We start from the raw sequence: 17,345 nt of genomic DNA, 5'->3' as shown, positions 1-17,345 counted from the left end.
TTCGCGGGAGTGTTCCACGCGAACTGCGGGCATCAGGAACAAAAGCTGCAACATCAAGTTAAGGGCGGGAGGCTCTTGAACATTGCTCGGAGCTTTCTTTGGCCGGGGCAGGGGCGGGTCCGGCGGACCTCGCGACACCCTTTTCGTGCTGCCGGACAGGTCGCCACGAGGGAAGGAGCTGACATGAACATCAGCATATCTCAGCGGACGGACACGATGTCCGCCGCTATCGTCACCGGGCCGGGCGCGGTGCGCATAGAGACGTTGCCGTTGCCGCAACCGGGTCGCGGCCAGGTGCGGATAAGGCTCGAAGGCTGCGGCGTCTGCGCCTCAAATCTCGTTCCCTGGGCGGGTCCGGAATGGATGCAGTTTCCGACGGAACCCGGCGCGCTCGGACACGAGGGCTGGGGCATTGTCGACGCGGTCGGCGAGGGCGTGCAGGGTTTCGCGCCGGGCGATCGCGTGGCGGCACTTTCCTATCATGCCTATGCCACGCACGACATCGCCGATCAGAGCGCGATCGCCTCCTTGCCGGCGTCTCTTGCAGATCAGCCCTTTCCCGGCGAACCGCTCGGCTGTGCCTTCAACATCTTCCGGCGCAGCGCGATCAGTCCGGGAGAGACTGTGGCGATCGTCGGTATCGGCTTTCTCGGGATTCTTCTGACCGAACTCGCAAGCGCTGCCGGCGCGCGGGTGATAGCGATATCGCGCAGGCCGTCTTCGCTCGCCGCGGCCAAGCAGGCCGGTGCGAGCGAAGTGATTCCCATGGACGATCACTGGCGGATCATCGAAGAGGTGAAGCAACTGACCGACGGGCGTTTCTGCGATTGCGTCATCGAGGCGGTCGGCAAGCAATGGCCGCTCGATCTTGCCGGCGAACTGACGAAGGAGCGCGGCAGGCTCGTCGTCGCGGGCTACCACCAGGACGGCCCCCGACAGGTGAACATGCAGCTCTGGAACTGGCGCGGCCTGGACGTGATCAACGCGCATGAACGCGATCCCGCCGTTTATATGCGCGGCATGAACGAGGCGATCGAAGCGACGGCAGCGGGTGGTTTTTCTCCCTCGCGGCTCTACACCCATCGGTTTGCGCTCGAAGAACTCGGCGCCGCGCTCGACATGACGCGCGACCGGCCGGAAGGTTTCATCAAAGCGCTGGTGATCTGCCATGAGTGACGCAATGCAGCTTTCAACGAGCCCGAAGGCCGTCATTCGCCCCCGCGTCGGCTTTCTCGGCGTCGGAAGAATCGGCTTCCACCGGATGAAGGCGGTGGTCGAAACCGGATCCGTCGAAACCGTCGCGATCTTCGATCCTTCGCCGGAAATGGCGGCGGCGGCCCGCGAGCTGACCCCCGAGGCCTCCGTCGTGAACTCGCTCGAGGCACTGCTCGACCAGGAGCTCGACGGCATCGTGATCGCTTCGCCGAGCGCGCTCCACGCCGCCCAATCAATCGTGGCACTGGAGCAGGGCGTGGCGGTTTTCTGCCAGAAGCCACTCGGCCGCACGCGCGACGAGACCGCGGCGGTGGTCGAAACCGCCCGGCATGTCGACAGGCTTTTGAGCGTCGATCTCTCCTATCGCTACACCGACGGCATGCGGCAGATTCGCGACCTGATCGCGTCGGGCGAACTCGGCACCGTGTTCGCCGTGGACCTCACCTTTCACAATGCCTACGGGCCGAGCAAGCCGTGGTTCTACGACAAGGCGCTTTCCGGCGGCGGCTGCGTCATAGATCTCGGCGTGCACCTGGTCGACCTCCTTCTCTGGGTCCTCGGGTTCCCGGACGTCGCCCGCGTGGAAAGCCGGCTCTTCGCCAAAGGTCTGCCCATCCGCCGCGACGGCGACGAGGTCGAGGATTACGCCGTCGCTACGGTCGGACTGGCGAACGGCGCTCTCGCCAGGATCGCATGCTCATGGCATTTGCAGGCCGGATGCGATGCGGTGATCAGCGCCGACTTCTATGGCACCGAAGGCGGCGCCAGCCTGAGAAACGTCAACGGATCGTATCTGGACTTCACGGCCGAACGGTATCGCGGCACGCAACGCGAGGTGCTTGCGGTCCCCCCCGACGCCTGGGGCGGACGCGCCGCGGCCGGCTGGGCCGAGCGGCTGGCCGCAGGCGCGCGCTTCGATCCCGACAACGAGTATCTGGTCACAGTGGCGGATGTGCTGGACAAGATTTATGGGCGGTAGGGCGGCGTGCCGTCCGCTGCGGCTCCTATCCTAATCTTCGATCCGGCGCCGAAGGAACCTCGCATAGCGCGCGGCTGCGGCCTCCAACCGGGGGACTTCATCGGGGGCGGCCACGGCCTTTGCCGACATCCACAGGCCCAGCTGGAAGGCGAGATAGGAGAGTTCGAAGAGCTCCAGCAGCCCGGCATCCGGAATGCGCGAGCAGCCTTCGGATACGGCCGCGCGCAGCGCCGCCCGCTCCTCCCGCGTGAGGTCGAATTCTATGCTCGCTCCTGCAATGTCCCAGCCGATGTCCTGACAGCCGACGAGGTCATGGGCGCTGCTGTGGTCGAACGCATCGGTCTTGAGAATGTGTCGCTCTCCTTCGACCAGCCATTCCCACCGGTGAAGCCGGTTGTCCGTATCGACCGGCACGATCGTCGAATTGTATCGTTCCGGATCGCCGAGGCGGCTCTTCAGCCGCGACGCTGCCGCTCTGCCCAATGCCTCTTCGGTGTTGATCACTGCCATCTCGCAGAGTTTGGCCATGGATGCCCCTTGCGCCGCGGGCGGCGGCAGGCTGTGCGCCCGGAAGGACAGATAGCGGCCGAGATGGGCGATGAAGGCCGGCCGGCGGAATTCCGGCGGCGCCATCGGCTTCGCCGAAACCCATTTCTGAACCAGAAAGCCATGGCATAATCCGGCGACCGGTGGCGTGAAGCCTGCCTCGGCAAGAAGACGCGCCTTGACGAGCTTGCGCTGCCCGGCTTCGCCGAGTCCCGCAAACTTGACGAGCCACGGACCGTCGGCGGTTTGCGCCAGGAATTTCCGGCGTTCGAACCTGCCGTCTGCGGGAGGCCAGCGATCGCCGGGAAGCATCTTGCGCCATAGGCCGGCTGAGACATCTTCGAGCGGCTTCTCGAGCGGGCCGACGAGATGGGCGACCCAATCGGCGAGGTGGCGCGCAGAATGCGACGGCTTGATCAGGAGAGCGTCGACGTCGATGACATGGCGCGGCCTTTCCGCCCAGCGCTGGCGATGACGGTCGCAGGATTGCGGCCCAAGTCCTCCCTTGTGGCCGGGGAAGAAGTGAATGCGGTTGGCGCCGACGCCGTGATCCTCCAGCCAATCCGCGACGCATCCGAACGAGCTGCCGGAAAGGCCGGGTCCTTCGTCCACGATCGCGAAATCCGCCGCCCGGTCGCGCAGCAGCCGTTCCGCAAGTTGCGGCGCGACTGCAAGCCGCCTTCGGAACGGATCGCCGATCGGCCGCAGTGTGACCGGAGGCGCGGCACCGATGGAAGCCGCGACAAGTGCCGAGAGCGTAGTGCCGATGCTGCGCAGGCCGATCACCACCGTGTCGGCAGGAAGCCCGGAACCTGCCGCGGCCTCGAAATAGCTCTCCGGGTAAAGAGCATAGAAGGCATAGCCTTCCGGCTCGCGAATGCTGAGGGAAAGCGGTGCCTGGCTGTCCGCCAGCGACCTTGCGACACGGGCCGGCACGATCACCGGGCCGGCGAAGCCCTGGCGCCAGGACCGGGCGACGAGCCCGGCAAGGTCGAGGAGGAGGCGCTCGCCGGTCTGGCGCGATGCGGAGAAGTCGTCGACTCCCATCCGCGCCAGTTCCAGGTCGGCAAACCCCTGCACGAGTTCCCCCGCCCTGAGCAGAATGGCGACGAGCTCGGTGTGGCGCGCGATGCCCGGCGGCTGGTGTTGGGCCCTATGCAGGCGCGAGGCGATCTCGGCGCATAGCGTGTCGGCGCGCTCCAGGCGCTTTGCGTCACCGTATACGAGCATGAAGTCTCGCTCACTTTCCTGTCCGCCCCTTCAACGCGCTGCGGCTGAATTCGATCCGCGATGCGCGAGAAACGGGAGAAAGAAGAAGGAACCAATCGGTTGCGCGCGGGTTTGGCAAGCATTGTAGATACTGCGCAGGAGTAGTGGTGAGATGCGATCGAACTCCATTCGGGTCGGGCTGGTCGGTGTCGGCAATTGCGCGTCCTCCCTCGTCCAAGGGCTGACATTCTATCGCGACGCGAAGGAGGACGAGCCGGTTCCGGGCCTGATGCATACCAATCTCGGCGGATACCACGTCGGTGATATCGAGCTCTCAGCGGCTTTCGACGTCGCCGCTTCGAAGGTCGGGCGCGATGTCGCGGAGGCCATCTACGCCGCTCCCAACAACACGTTCCGCTTTGCGGAGGTTCCCGCCACCGGCGTGCTCGTCGAGCGCGGCAGAACGCTCGACGGCATCGGCCGCTATCTGCGCGAGGAGATCGAGGAATCCGATGCGCCCGCCGCCGACGTCGCGGAGGTCCTGCGGCGGACCGAGACGGACGTGCTCGTCTCCTATCTTCCGGTCGGTTCCGAAGTCGCCACGCGCTGGTATGCGGAGCAGGCGCTTGCCGCGGGCTGCGGTTTCGTCAACTGCATTCCCGTTTTCATCGCCTCGGACAAGTCGTGGCAGCGCAAATTCGCCGAGCGCGGCCTGCCGCTCATCGGCGACGACATAAAGAGCCAGGTCGGCGCGACAATCGTGCACCGGTTGCTTGCCAACCTCTTTCGCGACCGGGGGGTGCGCATAGATCGGACCTACCAGCTCAATTTCGGCGGCAATACCGATTTTCTCAACATGCTCGAGCGGGAACGGCTCGAATCGAAGAAGATTTCCAAGACCCAATCGGTCGTCAGCCAGATGGATTTTCCGCTCGCGGCCGGCGACATCCACGTGGGCCCGAGCGATCACGTCCCTTGGCTTGCCGACCGCAAGTTCGCCTATATTCGCGTCGAGGGCACGACATTCGGCAACGTTCCCCTCAACGTGGAACTGAAGCTCGAAGTCTGGGACTCGCCGAATTCCGCAGGAGTCGTCATCGATGCGGTTCGCTGCGCCAAACTCGCAATCGACCGCGGCATCGCCGGTCCGCTGATTGCCCCTTCGAGCTACTTCATGAAGTCGCCGCCGCGGCAGTTCACCGATGCCGAAGCGCGCAGACGCCTCGAGGAATTCATCGCCGGCGATACCGACGCACTCCTGGGGGCCGCCGAGTGACGACCACTTTCCTTCTGGTACGGCATGCCGCCCATGACAGGGTCGGCTGCTTTCTTGCCGGGCGGACCGGCGACGTGCCGCTCGGCACCGCGGGCCGCGAGCAGGCCCAGCGGCTCGCGGCGCGTCTGGCCGGCGAAGGCATAGGCTCGATCTATGCGAGCCCGCGCAAACGCACGCAGGAAACGGCCGCGGCGATCGCCGCGGCGTCGGAAGTTGCGGAAGTCGTGACCACGGAAGCGCTCGACGAGGTGGATTTCGGCGACTGGTCGGGCAAGACTTTCGACGTCCTCGATACGGACCCGCTCTGGCGGCGATGGAACGCGATGCGAAGCCTCGTGCGTGCCCCGGGCGGGGAGACGATGCTGGACGTGCAATGCCGGGCGGTGGGACTTGTGGCGGAGCTTGCGCAGCGCCACGGCCAGGAGAAGGTCGCCCTGGTCAGCCACGCGGACGTCATCAAAACCCTGGTCTGTCATATTCTAGGCCTTTCCGCCGACGCCTGGCCGCGCTTCGAAATCGCCCCTGCTTCCATCTCGGTGCTGGTGATGGGCGATTGGGGCGCGAAAATCCTGACGTTGAACGAAAACGTGTCGTAGCCGGCCGGCCGCTTCCGCCGGTGCCGCAAATGCGGGGGGCCGGCCGGCGTTTCCGGCAATTCGGAGGTACTCATGATCGAAGCCGCCATGATCTGGAACGAGCCGAACAACAAGTCGCATTGGGATCCGGAGATCGATCCGGACTGGAGCCGCTTTGCCCATATGGCGAAGCTGGCCGCGGCTGCGATCCGGGAGGTCAATCCCAGGCTCACACGCGTGCTCGGCGGAATTTCGCCGATCGATCCGAACTTCCTCGCTCTGATGAAATCGGAAGGCGTGCTCGACCATGTCGACGCCGTCGCGGCCCATGGTTTCCCGCTCGACTGGAACCTTTGGCAGATCCATGAATGGCCGCAGAAGCTCGATGAACTGAAGAGCGTCACCGAACTGCCGGTCTGGGTAAGCGAGGTCGGCGTCTCCACCTTCGGCGCCGAGGAAGTGCAGCTCTGGGGACTGAAGCGAACCGCCGAACTCCTGAAGGGCCGGGCGGATCGCATTCAATGGTACAGCCTTTACGACCTGCCGCGGGCCTGGCCGGCGACGACGCGGCATCGGGAGGCCGAGGGTTCGTCCTACTACCGGCATTTCTACATGGGTCTTCTGCGCGAGGACGGAACGCCGAAACTGGCGTTCGAGGAGTTTGCCCGCCACACGCCGGAGATCGGGCTCGTACAATGGTTCCATTTCGAGGACCCGCGCCTCGACGATGCCGTCGCCTGGATGAAGCGCCTAGGCGTCACATATCTGCGCACCGGACTCTCCTGGGCCGACCGCTTCCGGCCGAATGCGCTCGACTGGTTCGATCGCCAGATGGAGGCGCTCGAGGATTTCGACGTCACCGTCACCTACTGCTTCACGCCCGAGCACCGGGGGCTTGCTCCGCACCACACGAGCGCGCCCCTCGTACCGGAGGAGTTTGCCGAATTCTGTGCCGAAATGACGGCGCGCTATGCGCCCGCCCCGTCGTCCTTCGAGCCCTTGCGCCAAGGCGTCGCAATGGCATCGGCGAGCTTGCCGATCCAGCCGCGTGAATAGGTCACGCCCTGGTAGAGAGCGAGCATCGCCGCCGCCCAGCGAAGATAGGCGGCCGGCATGTTCAGGGCTCTGGCAAGCCAGAAGACACGGTGGCTGTTTGCGCTGATCGCGCTGCGCAGCCAGTAAATCAGCATCCGCCGTGCAGGCAAGCCCCTCCACTTCGGCGCAACGCGTTTCCTCGGTCGAATGCCGGAACGCGGCCAGGCCAGCCGGAAGGCCAGCCCCTCCCGTCTTTGCCTGAAACCGGCAGCCTGCGTCTCCACGACGAAGGCACTGTCGACCGCGCTCAGGTCGAGCTTTCCCGCGTCGATCGCTTCGGCCACGAGCGTCTGCAGCAGGGGCGAGCGAACGACGACCACATTGGTTCCGCGGCCGTCGGACGAATAGGGTTCGACCCAGGCGTCGCCGAAGGAGATGTCGGCCGTTTCGGCAACCACGTCATCGCAGAAATTGCAGGCGGAATTCTGGAAGAACCCGGCTCCCCAGTCGCCGTCGACCAGATGCCACCAATCCTTGCTTCTCGTGCTTCCGTCCCTGAGCCGCAGATGGGCCGTGTACCAGTTTGCCGGTCTTGCGGAATCCTTCAGGCGGTAGTCCACGCCCGCTACGGCGTTCATTTCCGTGTCCATCTGCCAGGCGAAACTTTCCACGAAGCGGGTGCTCTTCATGTGTCCGCAGAACAGGCCGAGGGTGAAGGCAAGGCGCTCCTCAAGCACCGGGTCGTTGAGGCAGAGGAGATGGATCGCCTTGATGAAACAGGGTATCCCGACGACTGCGTAGCGGCCGGGGTGCCGCTTCATTTCGGCGATGACGCCGGAGAGCTCCACCGGATAATAGCGCGACTTGGCGCCCTTGCGCAGGTCATCCGCGGACCGCGAGACCTGATACCGGAACAGACGGTCGCCGGCGCCCGAACAGGGAACCACATGCGCCACCGCGTCGACCAGGTTCCTCTTGAGAAGCTCCGCGGCGGTCCAACTGGCCATGCCGCCGGAACTGCCGTCCGCTCGAAAGCTGCCCTCGATGACATGGCCGACATAGGCTGCTTCGAAGCGGCCGATCCGCGGGTCGTAAAATTGCGCCGATCCGAAGCGCGCCTCGGCGATCTGGTCTTCGCTTCGGGCGTGGGGCGAAAAGGGGCACAGCTCGGCGAAACCGTCGGGGCGATGTGTAGCGGCCGGTTTGAGCTGGCCATAGCGGTCGAGACGCATCGCGGCGCTGCCGCCCGATTGCGCCATGCACGTGCCGCAACCGATGCAGAGCCCGGATTTCGCCATCTGCCCCGGCGAGAGCAAGGCGCTGGCCAAGGCGGGTGCGGGTCGCTCAGGCGAGGACATCTGTCAGATAGGTCCGTGATTGCCGGCGGAGTTCGGCGAGCCTTCTCGCGATAGCCGGGCTCGGGGATTGCGCGAGAAGTGTTTCGTAGTCGGCTTGCGGCGTCTCCTGCGATACCACGTGCCGTTCCGCGCCGGCGGTGCGTGCGAGATCGGCGATCTTGTTGGAACGATAGTCGGAAAGGACCGTGACGAATGGCTTGTCGTTGAGGAGGGAGAAGATGCAGCCGTGAAAGAAATTCGTCGCGACGGCCTCGGCACCCGCCATGCAGGCGGCGAACTCGTAGGGCCCGGCATCGAGCCACTGCTCGTCCGCCCATTCGTTACGATAGCCTATGCTGACGAGAGGCAGCGAGCGCGTCGTCGCCCGATGGCGGATCGTGTGCTGAAACCACGACGGGAACGAATGTCCGTAGACGGCTATGTAGGGGCGTGAAGCCAGAGCATTCGGGCCGAAGGAAATCGTCTCGGGGAACTGCAGGCACGGGTCGAGAACGAGCGTCGGCTCGCGTCCCACATCCTTTTCGATGATCGCCCTCGAATTGTTGTCGCGGACGGAAATTCCATCGAATTTGCGCAGCCTTTCAGCCCAGTATGGTTCGAGGCCATCGGCCGCGGGGTGGTTTCCGAACGTCGCCGCGTAGGAAACGGTTCTCTTGGCGGAGAGACCCTCCCCGTAGAAAAGCGAGCAACCGCCGTACCAGGGGTGCCGCAAGTTCCAAACCTCATCGCTGCCCACGACGACGATATCGCATTCTTCGGCGCCGGCCGGATCGTCCAGTGCGAAGGGGGCACTCATCGGCACCGAAGCCAGGGCGCTCTGAAATTTTCTGATCTTGGAAGCGTAGAGCGGAATGTCGGCGCGAGGGGTCCTCTCCGGCAGAAGCGGCTGCATCGCGCAGCGCCACTCGGTCCGTGTGACGCGGGCGGAATGATGATCGAGGACAATGGGGTCGGTGCCGAGCGAACGAAGACCGTGGACAAGAGATCGCGCCTGCCAGAACGATCCATAATTGATGCAGCGATGGAAGGTCAAAACGCCGAGTTTCGCCAACGGCCTCTATCTCCTGATCGTGGAAGCAGATCGCCGGGTTCAACCGGTTTCAATCGAAGATGGTTCCTTTCGCGCCCTCATATTCGCGCGCAAGCTCCTCGATCGCCGCCGATGCCTCCTCGAACGTCCAACCGGCCGCCTCGGCCCGATGGGCGAGCGCCAGCAGATCGTCGGTCAACTCCCCGCCCATCGCCGCCACGATGCTTTCCTGGGATGTCGCCGCCAGGTCCGAAACGGCCGGCCGCAGAGCGGCGATGCAGTCCATCCGGCGACCGGAATAGTCGGAAGCGCGTTGCGGACGGGAAATGGCTTGTGACTCATCCATCTTGGGCTCCTTTTGTTGTCAGTCGTCAAATGACGGGCCCGGCCGATTGTTCCTGCGGCAGATGGGCGTCGTTCTAATCGCCCGACCGGACCTTCTGGTCCTCGAGCCGATTGAGGACCTCTTCCGGCGTGATCTCCTCGGTGAGTTCACGGATGTCCTCTTCACCGTCCACCTTCACGCCCAGCCGGCCGGCTATCTCACGAAGAAGCGCGAGCAGTTGCGTCGCCTCCTGCTCGGCAAGGAGCGAAATCTGCAGATTGAGGTCGGAGCGCTCGTCGTCCTTCTCGGCCATTCGGTTCTGGCTGATCAGAACGAAAGTGGAAATGAAGATCGCCTCCACCGAAGCAACCATGGCGAGGACGGCGAAGGTCGGGTCGAACACCGGTATGCCGGGGACCAGACCGAGGTTCAGAGCGATCCAGGCGCCGAACGCCAGGACGTGCAAGCCGACGAAAGTCATGGAGCCTGCGAAGTTCGTGATCGCCTGGGCGACCCTGTCGTGCGCCCTCCGCCCGCGTTCGTCTTCCTCGCGCCGCTTCAGAATGGCGTTTATGTTGCGCTCGAGCCTCGGCATGGTTCGAGCGGCGGACGATCTTTCCTCGGTACTGTTCCTTCTCGATCCCATTCGAACACTCGCGACACCTTGTGGGCCGCCTTGTTGCCGGCGGCTACGGCAAACACGTCAGGCTCCGCAAAGTTCCGCGCGAGAAGGACGAGGCGGAAGCTCCCAGGTCAGCGGCCGGGGCCGAGGCTCACCCGGTACGGCCGTGCCACGGGTCAGGCCCGGGGTCGCGTCCCGCGGCAACTTCCGAAAGCCGATCGAGATAGTGGGCCCAACCTTCGGCATGACCGGCACATTGCTCGGCATTGGGCAGGCCCGAATGGGTCAGTCGCACCAGCGTTCCATCCGGCTGCTCGATCAGGTCGATCTCGACCAGGCTCGAGCCCGGCGGCACGACATCGCTGTCGTCCCAGCCGAAGCTGTAAGCCAGGCGGTGCACCGGCACCACCTCGCGGAAGGAGCCGCGGGCGAAGCGGGCTCCGGTAACATTGACGAGATAAAGCCCCTCGGGCTTCGGCTCGACATCAGCCTCCGTTCCCATCCAGCGCAGGATCTTCTCCGGGTCGGTGAGTAGGGCGAACACTGCCGCTGGCGGTGCCGAGACATGCGTTTCGCGGCGGACGACGAGAGCTTCTTGCATCGCACTCCCCTTCGGTTGCCGTCGAGCGCCGGCGAGAAAGAAGGCCGCGCGCCGGATCCGGACGGGAACGATCATATCCCGAGGGGAGCGCCCGCGCCACTGCCTGCGGAGCCGGGGCGATTTTCGGATCAGTGCCGCGAGGCCAGATCGGTTCACACATTTCCTGCAACTGCTCTATGATCAACGCATGGACCTGCCCGCACCCCTCGCATGGCTTCTGGATGAGGCCGGTACCTCGTCCGGCCCCGATCCCTTCCTGGCAGAGCTCGGAACCCGGCTCCGCGCAGACGGCCTTCCGCTGGCCGGCGGTGCCCTGACGCTGGCGGTGCCGCATCCGATCATCGCGCGGCGCACCTGGCTTTGGCGGGCGGAGGACGGCGCGGTCATCGAGGCGCTCGGCTTTGCCGAAGGGCCGGTCGACCACGCCGGTCGCGACTGGCTGGCGGGGTTCGGTCCGGTGCAGGAGGACGTGGTCGGCCAGACGGAAGAGAAGGTGGTGCTGGGCTGGGCCGGGACGAGGCAGTTCGATCCGGCCGAGGTCGCGCGGTTGCGCCAGGCCGCCCGCTTCGCGGCGGCGCCCTTGGCCGTCCTGGCGGAGCGGGCGACGCGCGCGGCGCTGCTCGAGGCCTATCTGGGCCGCCGCAGTGCTGCCCGTGTGCAGGCCGGGGCGCTGAGCCGCGGCACCGGAGAGAGCATCCGTGCGGCGCTGCTCTATGCCGACCTGCGCAACTTCACCGGCCTTTCCGAGGAACATGAGCCGGCCCGCGTGATCGCGGCGCTCAACGACTGGTTCGACCGGCTTGCCGGAGCGATACACGCCTTCGGCGGCGAGGTGCTCAAGTTCATCGGCGACGGGGTGCTGGCGATCTTCCCGGTCAACGCTTTGCCGGCGGAGGCCTGCGACCGGGCCCTGCGCGCGGTCGTTGCCGCCCGCGCGGGCATGGCGCATCTCGAGGCTCTGCGCCACGAACAGGAACTGCCGCCGTTGCGCTTCGGGGCGGCGCTGCATCTTGGCGAGATACTGTGGGGCAATGTCGGATCGATCGATCGGCTGGACTTCACCGCCATCGGTCCGGCCGTCAATCTGGTGAGCCGGCTGGAGGGCCTGTGCCGGCCGCTCGGGCGATCCGTGCTGATTTCGGGCGCGCTTGCCGCCGAGACCAGAACCCCGCTGGTGCCGCTGGGCGAACACGCGCTGCGCGGCATCGCGGCGCCCTGCGCCGTCTTTACCCTGCCGGAGACCTGAAAGATTATCGGTAAAAAGGCCTGAAATCCGCGAAACATGCGGGCAAGCCCGTTGATCCAATCGTCGCGGAGAAGTATTTCTTTTGTCGACAAGAAGGAGACCGCATGACCAACAAGGATACGGACACCAATTCAGCTCCCGAACGCAAGCGCGGTTCCGGCGTGAAGATGGTCTATGACCTCTTGCGGGACGAAATCCTCGATCTGGTTCTGCCGCCGGGTTGTCCGATCGACGAGGTGCAGCTTGCCGAACGGTTCAAGATGTCGCGCACGCCGATCCGCGAAGCGCTGGTGCGGCTGGCGGGAGAGGGGCTGATCGCTACGCTGCCCAACAGATCGACGATGGTGTCGAATATCGATTTCCTGAACCTGCACACTTTCTTCGACGCGCTGGTGCTGATGTATCGCGTCACGACGCGCCTGGCGGCCGAACATCACCGCCCGGAGGATCTCGAGGTGATCCGCGCCCGTCAGGCGGAATTCGCCGCAGCGGTCCAGGCGCAGGATGCGCTGGCGATGATCGCCACCAATGCCGCCTTCCATTCGGCCATCGCCGAGGCCGGCCGCAATCCCTATTTCATCGGCCTGTTCAACCGGCTTCTCGACGAGGGCCGGCGGATCCTCCGGCTCTATTATCAGTCCTATGACGACCGGCTGCCGCAGCGCTTCGTCGACGAGCACGAGGACATGATCGCCGTTATCGCCGCACGTGATGTCGAGGCGGCCGATCGGCTGGCCCGCACACATGCCGAGCAGATCGTCCAGCAAATTCAAAAGCTTTTCGCCCGCAACGACCGACTTGAAATTGCCCTGTGAGCCGAGCACGATTTCTGTCGACAAATAAAATACAAATGGTATTTTCATATCGAAGCACAGGCAATCGCCGCGATGGCGTCCTGTCTCTGCCATCCGTCAGGCCAATAGGAGTTTGAAATGAAGGCCAAGATTTTTTCGGGCGTGATCCCCGCCCTGATGACCCCTTGCAGGGAAGACCGCTCGCCCGACTTCGATGCCCTCGTCCGCAAGGGCAAGGCGTTGATTGCCGACGGCATGTCGGCGGTCGTCTATTGCGGTTCGATGGGCGACTGGCCGCTTCTGACCGATGCGCAGCGCATGGAAGGCGTGGAGCGACTGGTCAGGGCGGGCGTCCCCGTGATCGTCGGCACCGGTGCCGTCAACACCGCCTCGGCCGTCGCGCATGCGGCGCATGCCCAGAAGGTCGGAGCGCAGGGCCTGATGGTAATCCCGCGGGTGCTGTCGCGCGGTCCCTCGATCGTGGCGCAGAAGGCGCATTTCAAGGCGATCCTGGCTGCCGCCCCGGACCTGCCGTCCGTGATCTACAACAGCCCCTATTACGGGTTCGCCACTCGCGCCGACCTCTTCTTCGCGCTGCGCGCGGAGCATCCGAACCTCGTCGGCTTCAAGGAATTCGGCGGCAATGCCGATTTGCGCTACGCGGCCGAGCACATCACCAGCCGTGACGACGGCGTCTCGCTGATGATCGGCGTCGATACGGCCGTCTTCCACGGCTTCGTGAACTGCGGCGCGACCGGTGCCATCACCGGTATCGGCAACGTGCTGCCGAAGGAAGTGATCCACCTCTGCAACCTGTCCCAGGCCGCTGCTGCCGGCGATGTCGACGCACGCCAGCGTGCACAGGAACTGGAGCAGGCGCTTGCCGTGCTTTCCTCCTTCGATGAAGGGCCGGACCTCGTCCTCTATTTCAAGCACATGATGGTGCTGAAGGGAGACAAGGAATACACGCTCCACTTCAACGAGACCGACGCGCTGACCGAAAGCCAGCGCGGCTATGTCGAGGCGCAGTTCAAGCTCTTCAACACCTGGTATGCCGAGTGGAGCAAGCTCCCGGGCGCCGTCGAAAAGTACAAGGCCTGATCGGGCCGGAGACGGAGGAGGCTCTCCATCAGGAGGGCCTCTTTCTTTTACCGCACGGCGGCAGGGGGGCCGAGCGCCACCCAAAAGAGAAGAACTGCCAGCAGAACCCATATTGAAACGACTGCCACCAGCCCGGCCCGGCTCACCGGCTGCGCGGTGTGTTTCATTGCGGTGGCGCGCAGATCCGCAAGGACATCGACCGGGATGAGCTTCAGCACGACGATGATGCCGACGGGAACGATGATCAGGTCGTCGAGATAGCCGAGGACCGGGATGAAGTCGGGTATCAGGTCGATCGGCGACAATGCATAGGCCGCGACCGCGCCTGCCGCCAGCTTCGCATACCAGGGCACACGGCGGTCACGCGCCGCGAGCCACAGGACGACGACGTCTCGCTTGATGCCCCTTGCCCATCGGCGTACCCGTTCCAGCCACGTCATGTCTGAATTCCCCGAAATCCCTCCTGTGCCCGAATCCCTCCTATGCTTGCCACAGGAGGGTGGAAGAGTGCCCGCCGGGGATCACGCCACGGCGTCGAGTCCGAGCGCCAGCAGCCGGTCGAGCTGCTCGATCTCGGCCGCGCTCAGCGTGATGCCCTCGGCCTCCGACTTCGCTCGGGCGGCAAAGCGGCGCTGCGAAGGCAGGCGGGCGCCCTGACCGACGATCGCTTCGAACAGCAGCTCGGCCCGGGCGAAGGGGTCGCCTGGACGGCCGGCGGCGAAAGCCTCCGGGGAGAAGGCGACGATGAGTTCGCCATGGAAGGGTGCGAGCGTCGTGGTGCCGAGATAGTCGAGCACTTCGGGGCTGGTCAGGTCGCCGATCATGATGCCCGCCAGCAGTTCGATCATCGTGCCGATGGCCGAGCCCTTGTGTCCGCCGAAGGGCAGCATGGCGCCCGCGAGCGCAGCCTCCGGGTCGGTCGTCGGATTGCCTTGCGCATCGATGGCCCAGCCTTCGGGCAGCGGTTTACCCGCCCTGCGGTGCAACTCGATCTCGCCCCGGGCCGCGACCGAAGTCGCGAAGTCGAAGACGTAGGGCGGCTTGCCCGCGCGCGGCCAGCCGAAGGCGAAGGGGTTGGTGCCGAGCAACGGCTTGTTGCCGCCGGTCGGCGCGACCGTGGCATAGCTCGGGCACATGACCAGCCCGGCAAGCCCTTCTCCCGTGAGCGCCTCCGCTTCCGGCCAGAGCGCCGAAAAATGCGTGCAGTCGTTGATGGCGAGTGCGGCGATGCCGTGCTTGCGGGCACGCTCGGCAAGCACCGGCAGACCGAGTTCGAAGGCGGGATTGGCAAAACCGCCCCTGGCATTCACCTTGACGATCGCCGAGGCTTCCTGCGCGACGATTTCCGGCTCGGCGTCCGGCTTGACCTTGCCGGCCTTGACCGTGCGCAGCGCGCCCTCGATCCGGTAGATGCCGTGCGACTTGCAGGCATCGCGTTCGCCGGCGACGATCACCCGGGCGAGAGCGCCCGCCTGGACCACGTTAAGGCCGCCCTTGCGGAAGATCGCCTCGACGCGCTCCTGAAGCGCGGTGGTCGTCAGGGTGGTTGTCTCGCTCATGTCGTCTCTCTCATGCTAGGCCTGATTCAGGGGCAGGCGGTTGATGTTCTGCATACATAGAGTATACAAACCCCCGGCAAGTGCAATTCGTCTGTTCGCCGGAAGGTAACGGTTCCGCAACGGGCGAGGAGAGTGTATGCGAATTTCCGCCGGCAATCCCGTTTCGTTGCGGGAATCGCCGCGTTTTATGATCTTGTGCCGAATCGACCAGGGTCATCGTGATCCAGAGAAAGGAAAGTCAGATGATTTTCACCCCCAAAGGAAAACACCTCGTCGCGGGCGAATGGCTCGATGGGGCAGGCACCTTCGCCTCGGCTCCGGCGCATGGCCCGGCGCATGATTTTGCCGTCGGCACCGTAGAGCTGGTGAACCGGGCCTGCGAGGCGGCCGAGGAAGCCTTCTGGACCTATGGCTATTCCTCGCGCAAGGAGCGCGCCGCCTTCCTGCGCGCCATCGCCGACGAGATCGAGGCCCGGGCGGAGGCGATTACCGAGATCGGCAGCCAGGAAACCGGCCTGCCCGGGGCGCGGCTCAACGGCGAACGCGGCCGCACGACCGGCCAGCTCAGGCTCTTTGCCGATCATATCGAAAAGGGTGATTATCTCGACCGGCGCGTCGATGCGGCGCTGCCCGAGCGTCAGCCGGCCCCCCGTCAGGAGATACGGCTGGTCCAGCGCCCCGTCGGTCCGGTCGCCGTCTTCGGTGCCTCGAATTTCCCGCTCGCTTTTTCGACCGCCGGCGGCGATACGGCCGCGGCGCTCGCGGCGGGCTGCCCCGTAGTGGTAAAGGGCCATTCGGCGCATCCCGGCACCGGCGAGATCGTCGCCGAGGCCGTCGACGCAGCGATCCGCAAGACGGGTGTTCATCCCGGCGTATTCTCGCTGATCCAGGGCGGCAGCCGCGACGTCGGTCATGCGCTGGTGCAGCATCCCAATATCAAGGCCGTCGGCTTCACCGGGTCGCTTGCCGGCGGACGTGCCCTGTTCGATCTTTGCGCAGCACGCCCCGAACCGATCCCGTTCTTCGGCGAGCTCGGCTCCGTCAACCCGATGTTCCTGCTGCCGGAAGCATTGAAGGCACGGGCGGAAACGCTTGGGCAGGGATGGGCCGGTTCACTCACCATGGGCGCCGGGCAGTTTTGCACCAATCCCGGCATCGCCGTCGTCACCGAAGGTGCGGATGCCGACCGCTTCACCACCGCCGCCGTCGAGGCGCTTGCCAAGGTGGCACCGCAAACCATGCTGACCGATGGTATCGCCAAGGCCTACCGCGACGGTCAGACGCGCTTTGCGACGCGCAACGCCGTGAAACCGCTGCTTGCGACCGAGTCATCCGGCCGTGACGCATCGCCCAATCTCTTCGAAACGACGGGCGCGCAATTCCTGGCCGACCATGCGCTCGGCGAAGAGGTATTCGGCCCGCTTGGTCTCGTGGTTCGGGTGGGATCGGCGGCCGAAATGGAAGAGCTCGCGCGCGGCTTCCAGGGCCAGCTGACCGCAACCATCCACATGGATGCGGGCGACCTGGAGACGGCGCGCCGTCTGCGTCCGGTGCTCGAGCGCAAGGCGGGCCGGGTGCTGGTCAACGGCTTCCCGACCGGGGTTGAAGTCGTCGATTCGATGGTGCATGGCGGCCCCTATCCGGCCTCGACCAATTTCGGCGCAACCAGCGTCGGGACCATGTCGATTCGACGTTTCCTGCGTCCCGTGGCTTACCAGAACATGCCGGAAGACCTGCTGCCAGAGGACTTCCTCGGCTGATCCAGCCCGTCGACTGCGCAATGAAAGGGGCTTTTCCACAAGGGAAAGCCCCTTTTCATTGCGAAAAGGCGTCCTGTTATATACTTTTTGTATACTAATTGTATTTTTAAATTG

17 protein-coding genes are annotated in these 17,345 nt (G+C 64.9%); 9 read left to right on the top strand and 8 right to left on the bottom strand.

Annotated features, from left to right (window positions below; genetic code table 11):
- The first annotated feature begins 183 nt into the window (after nucleotides 1–183).
- Nucleotides 184–1,176 (top strand): MDR/zinc-dependent alcohol dehydrogenase-like family protein, encoded by a 993-nt coding sequence (locus BHD07_RS29480; RefSeq protein ID WP_338284087.1) that lies wholly within the window; start codon nucleotides 184–186, stop codon nucleotides 1,174–1,176.
- Nucleotides 1,169–2,194, top strand: coding sequence for a Gfo/Idh/MocA family protein (locus BHD07_RS29475; protein ID WP_338284086.1), 1,026 nt, complete (start codon nucleotides 1,169–1,171; stop codon nucleotides 2,192–2,194). The genes BHD07_RS29480 and BHD07_RS29475 overlap by 8 nt, the downstream gene beginning before the upstream one ends.
- A 30-nt stretch (nucleotides 2,195–2,224) precedes the next feature.
- Here BHD07_RS29475 and BHD07_RS29470 read toward each other — a convergent pair whose 3' ends face one another.
- Nucleotides 2,225–3,970, bottom strand: coding sequence for a hypothetical protein (locus BHD07_RS29470; protein WP_338284085.1), 1,746 nt, complete (start codon nucleotides 3,968–3,970; stop codon nucleotides 2,225–2,227).
- 151 nt (nucleotides 3,971–4,121) lie between these two features.
- Here BHD07_RS29470 and BHD07_RS29465 point away from each other — a divergent pair, with 151 nt between their 5' ends.
- The 3 genes from BHD07_RS29465 (at nucleotide 4,122) to BHD07_RS29455 (ending at nucleotide 6,856) form a co-directional block, all read left to right on the top strand.
- A complete protein-coding gene (locus BHD07_RS29465) occupies nucleotides 4,122–5,225 on the top strand; it encodes an inositol-3-phosphate synthase (RefSeq protein ID WP_338284084.1) in 1,104 nt (367 codons plus the stop codon).
- Nucleotides 5,222–5,821, top strand: coding sequence for a histidine phosphatase family protein (locus BHD07_RS29460; protein ID WP_338284083.1), 600 nt, complete (start codon nucleotides 5,222–5,224; stop codon nucleotides 5,819–5,821). The genes BHD07_RS29465 and BHD07_RS29460 overlap by 4 nt, the downstream gene beginning before the upstream one ends.
- A gap of 72 nt (nucleotides 5,822–5,893) precedes the next feature.
- Complete coding sequence (locus BHD07_RS29455; RefSeq protein WP_338284082.1) at nucleotides 5,894–6,856, top strand: beta-xylosidase; 963 nt, start codon at nucleotides 5,894–5,896, stop codon at nucleotides 6,854–6,856.
- Here BHD07_RS29455 and BHD07_RS29450 read toward each other — a convergent pair.
- From BHD07_RS29450 to BHD07_RS29430, 5 genes are all read right to left on the bottom strand, one after another.
- Nucleotides 6,769–8,193 carry a Coenzyme F420 hydrogenase/dehydrogenase, beta subunit C-terminal domain gene (locus BHD07_RS29450; RefSeq protein WP_338284081.1) on the bottom strand — a complete coding sequence of 475 codons (1,425 nt, stop codon included), beginning with the start codon at nucleotides 8,191–8,193 and terminating at the stop codon, nucleotides 6,769–6,771. The genes BHD07_RS29455 and BHD07_RS29450 overlap by 88 nt on opposite strands.
- Nucleotides 8,180–9,244: a polysaccharide pyruvyl transferase family protein gene (locus BHD07_RS29445; protein ID WP_338284080.1), complete on the bottom strand. Its 1,065-nt coding sequence runs from the start codon at nucleotides 9,242–9,244 to the stop codon at nucleotides 8,180–8,182. Before BHD07_RS29445 ends, BHD07_RS29450 begins: the two co-directional genes overlap by 14 nt.
- Nucleotides 9,245–9,293: 49 nt before the next feature.
- Nucleotides 9,294–9,569 (bottom strand): hypothetical protein, encoded by a 276-nt coding sequence (locus BHD07_RS29440; protein ID WP_338284079.1) that lies wholly within the window; start codon nucleotides 9,567–9,569, stop codon nucleotides 9,294–9,296.
- 73 nt (nucleotides 9,570–9,642) lie between these two features.
- Entirely contained in the window at nucleotides 9,643–10,194 is a 552-nt protein-coding gene (locus BHD07_RS29435; RefSeq protein WP_338284078.1) for a DUF1003 domain-containing protein, read from the bottom strand.
- 127 nt (nucleotides 10,195–10,321) lie between these two features.
- Entirely contained in the window at nucleotides 10,322–10,771 is a 450-nt protein-coding gene (locus BHD07_RS29430; RefSeq protein WP_003528608.1) for an SRPBCC family protein, read from the bottom strand.
- A 187-nt stretch (nucleotides 10,772–10,958) separates the two neighbouring features.
- On the opposite strand from BHD07_RS29430, the gene BHD07_RS29425 reads away from it, so the two are divergent.
- From BHD07_RS29425 to BHD07_RS29415, 3 genes are all read left to right on the top strand, one after another.
- The gene (locus tag BHD07_RS29425; protein ID WP_275599691.1) at nucleotides 10,959–12,017 is read left to right on the top strand and encodes an adenylate/guanylate cyclase domain-containing protein; all 1,059 of its coding nucleotides are present in this window, start codon (nucleotides 10,959–10,961) and stop codon (nucleotides 12,015–12,017) included.
- A 104-nt stretch (nucleotides 12,018–12,121) separates the two neighbouring features.
- The gene (locus BHD07_RS29420; protein WP_018098001.1) at nucleotides 12,122–12,832 is read left to right on the top strand and encodes a GntR family transcriptional regulator; all 711 of its coding nucleotides are present in this window, start codon (nucleotides 12,122–12,124) and stop codon (nucleotides 12,830–12,832) included.
- A 117-nt stretch (nucleotides 12,833–12,949) separates the two neighbouring features.
- Nucleotides 12,950–13,912, top strand: coding sequence for a dihydrodipicolinate synthase family protein (locus tag BHD07_RS29415; protein ID WP_338284077.1), 963 nt, complete (start codon nucleotides 12,950–12,952; stop codon nucleotides 13,910–13,912).
- Between the two features lie 47 nt (nucleotides 13,913–13,959).
- Here the strand turns inward: BHD07_RS29415 and BHD07_RS29410 are convergent, their stop codons facing one another.
- Together BHD07_RS29410 and BHD07_RS29405 are read right to left on the bottom strand one after the other, a co-directional pair.
- Nucleotides 13,960–14,352, bottom strand: coding sequence for a YkvA family protein (locus tag BHD07_RS29410; RefSeq protein WP_338284076.1), 393 nt, complete (start codon nucleotides 14,350–14,352; stop codon nucleotides 13,960–13,962).
- Between the two features lie 81 nt (nucleotides 14,353–14,433).
- Nucleotides 14,434–15,471, bottom strand: coding sequence for an Ldh family oxidoreductase (locus BHD07_RS29405; RefSeq protein WP_338284075.1), 1,038 nt, complete (start codon nucleotides 15,469–15,471; stop codon nucleotides 14,434–14,436).
- A 242-nt stretch (nucleotides 15,472–15,713) separates the two neighbouring features.
- On the opposite strand from BHD07_RS29405, the gene BHD07_RS29400 reads away from it, so the two are divergent.
- Nucleotides 15,714–17,231: an aldehyde dehydrogenase (NADP(+)) gene (locus BHD07_RS29400; RefSeq protein WP_338284074.1), complete on the top strand. Its 1,518-nt coding sequence runs from the start codon at nucleotides 15,714–15,716 to the stop codon at nucleotides 17,229–17,231.
- Nucleotides 17,232–17,345 lie beyond the last annotated feature (114 nt).

The sequence above is a fragment of the Sinorhizobium sp. KGO-5 genome (genome assembly GCF_036245905.1).
GTDB classification, from domain to species: Bacteria; Pseudomonadota; Alphaproteobacteria; order Rhizobiales; family Rhizobiaceae; genus Sinorhizobium; species Sinorhizobium meliloti_A.
Note: the sequence above shows the minus strand (reverse complement) of the source record. Positions and strands in the feature narration are given on the sequence as shown.

Excerpts from the sequence above, each read along its gene's own strand:
- BHD07_RS29455 (WP_338284082.1), top strand. The coding sequence starts at position 5,894 with ATGATCGAAGCCGCCATGATCTGGAACGAGCCGAACAACAAGTCGCAT.
- BHD07_RS29450 (WP_338284081.1), bottom strand. The coding sequence starts at position 8,193 with ATGTCCTCGCCTGAGCGACCCGCACCCGCCTTGGCCAGCGCCTTGCTC.
- BHD07_RS29425 (WP_275599691.1), top strand. The coding sequence starts at position 10,959 with ATGGACCTGCCCGCACCCCTCGCATGGCTTCTGGATGAGGCCGGTACC.
- BHD07_RS29475 (WP_338284086.1), top strand. The coding sequence starts at position 1,169 with ATGAGTGACGCAATGCAGCTTTCAACGAGCCCGAAGGCCGTCATTCGC.
- BHD07_RS29430 (WP_003528608.1), bottom strand. The coding sequence starts at position 10,771 with ATGCAAGAAGCTCTCGTCGTCCGCCGCGAAACGCATGTCTCGGCACCG.
- BHD07_RS29415 (WP_338284077.1), top strand. The coding sequence starts at position 12,950 with ATGAAGGCCAAGATTTTTTCGGGCGTGATCCCCGCCCTGATGACCCCT.
- BHD07_RS29440 (WP_338284079.1), bottom strand. The coding sequence starts at position 9,569 with ATGGATGAGTCACAAGCCATTTCCCGTCCGCAACGCGCTTCCGACTAT.
- BHD07_RS29465 (WP_338284084.1), top strand. The coding sequence starts at position 4,122 with ATGCGATCGAACTCCATTCGGGTCGGGCTGGTCGGTGTCGGCAATTGC.
- BHD07_RS29420 (WP_018098001.1), top strand. The coding sequence starts at position 12,122 with ATGACCAACAAGGATACGGACACCAATTCAGCTCCCGAACGCAAGCGC.
- BHD07_RS29410 (WP_338284076.1), bottom strand. The coding sequence starts at position 14,352 with ATGACGTGGCTGGAACGGGTACGCCGATGGGCAAGGGGCATCAAGCGA.
- BHD07_RS29480 (WP_338284087.1), top strand. The coding sequence starts at position 184 with ATGAACATCAGCATATCTCAGCGGACGGACACGATGTCCGCCGCTATC.
- BHD07_RS29435 (WP_338284078.1), bottom strand. The coding sequence starts at position 10,194 with ATGGGATCGAGAAGGAACAGTACCGAGGAAAGATCGTCCGCCGCTCGA.
- BHD07_RS29470 (WP_338284085.1), bottom strand. The coding sequence starts at position 3,970 with ATGCTCGTATACGGTGACGCAAAGCGCCTGGAGCGCGCCGACACGCTA.
- BHD07_RS29400 (WP_338284074.1), top strand. The coding sequence starts at position 15,714 with ATGATTTTCACCCCCAAAGGAAAACACCTCGTCGCGGGCGAATGGCTC.
- BHD07_RS29405 (WP_338284075.1), bottom strand. The coding sequence starts at position 15,471 with ATGAGCGAGACAACCACCCTGACGACCACCGCGCTTCAGGAGCGCGTC.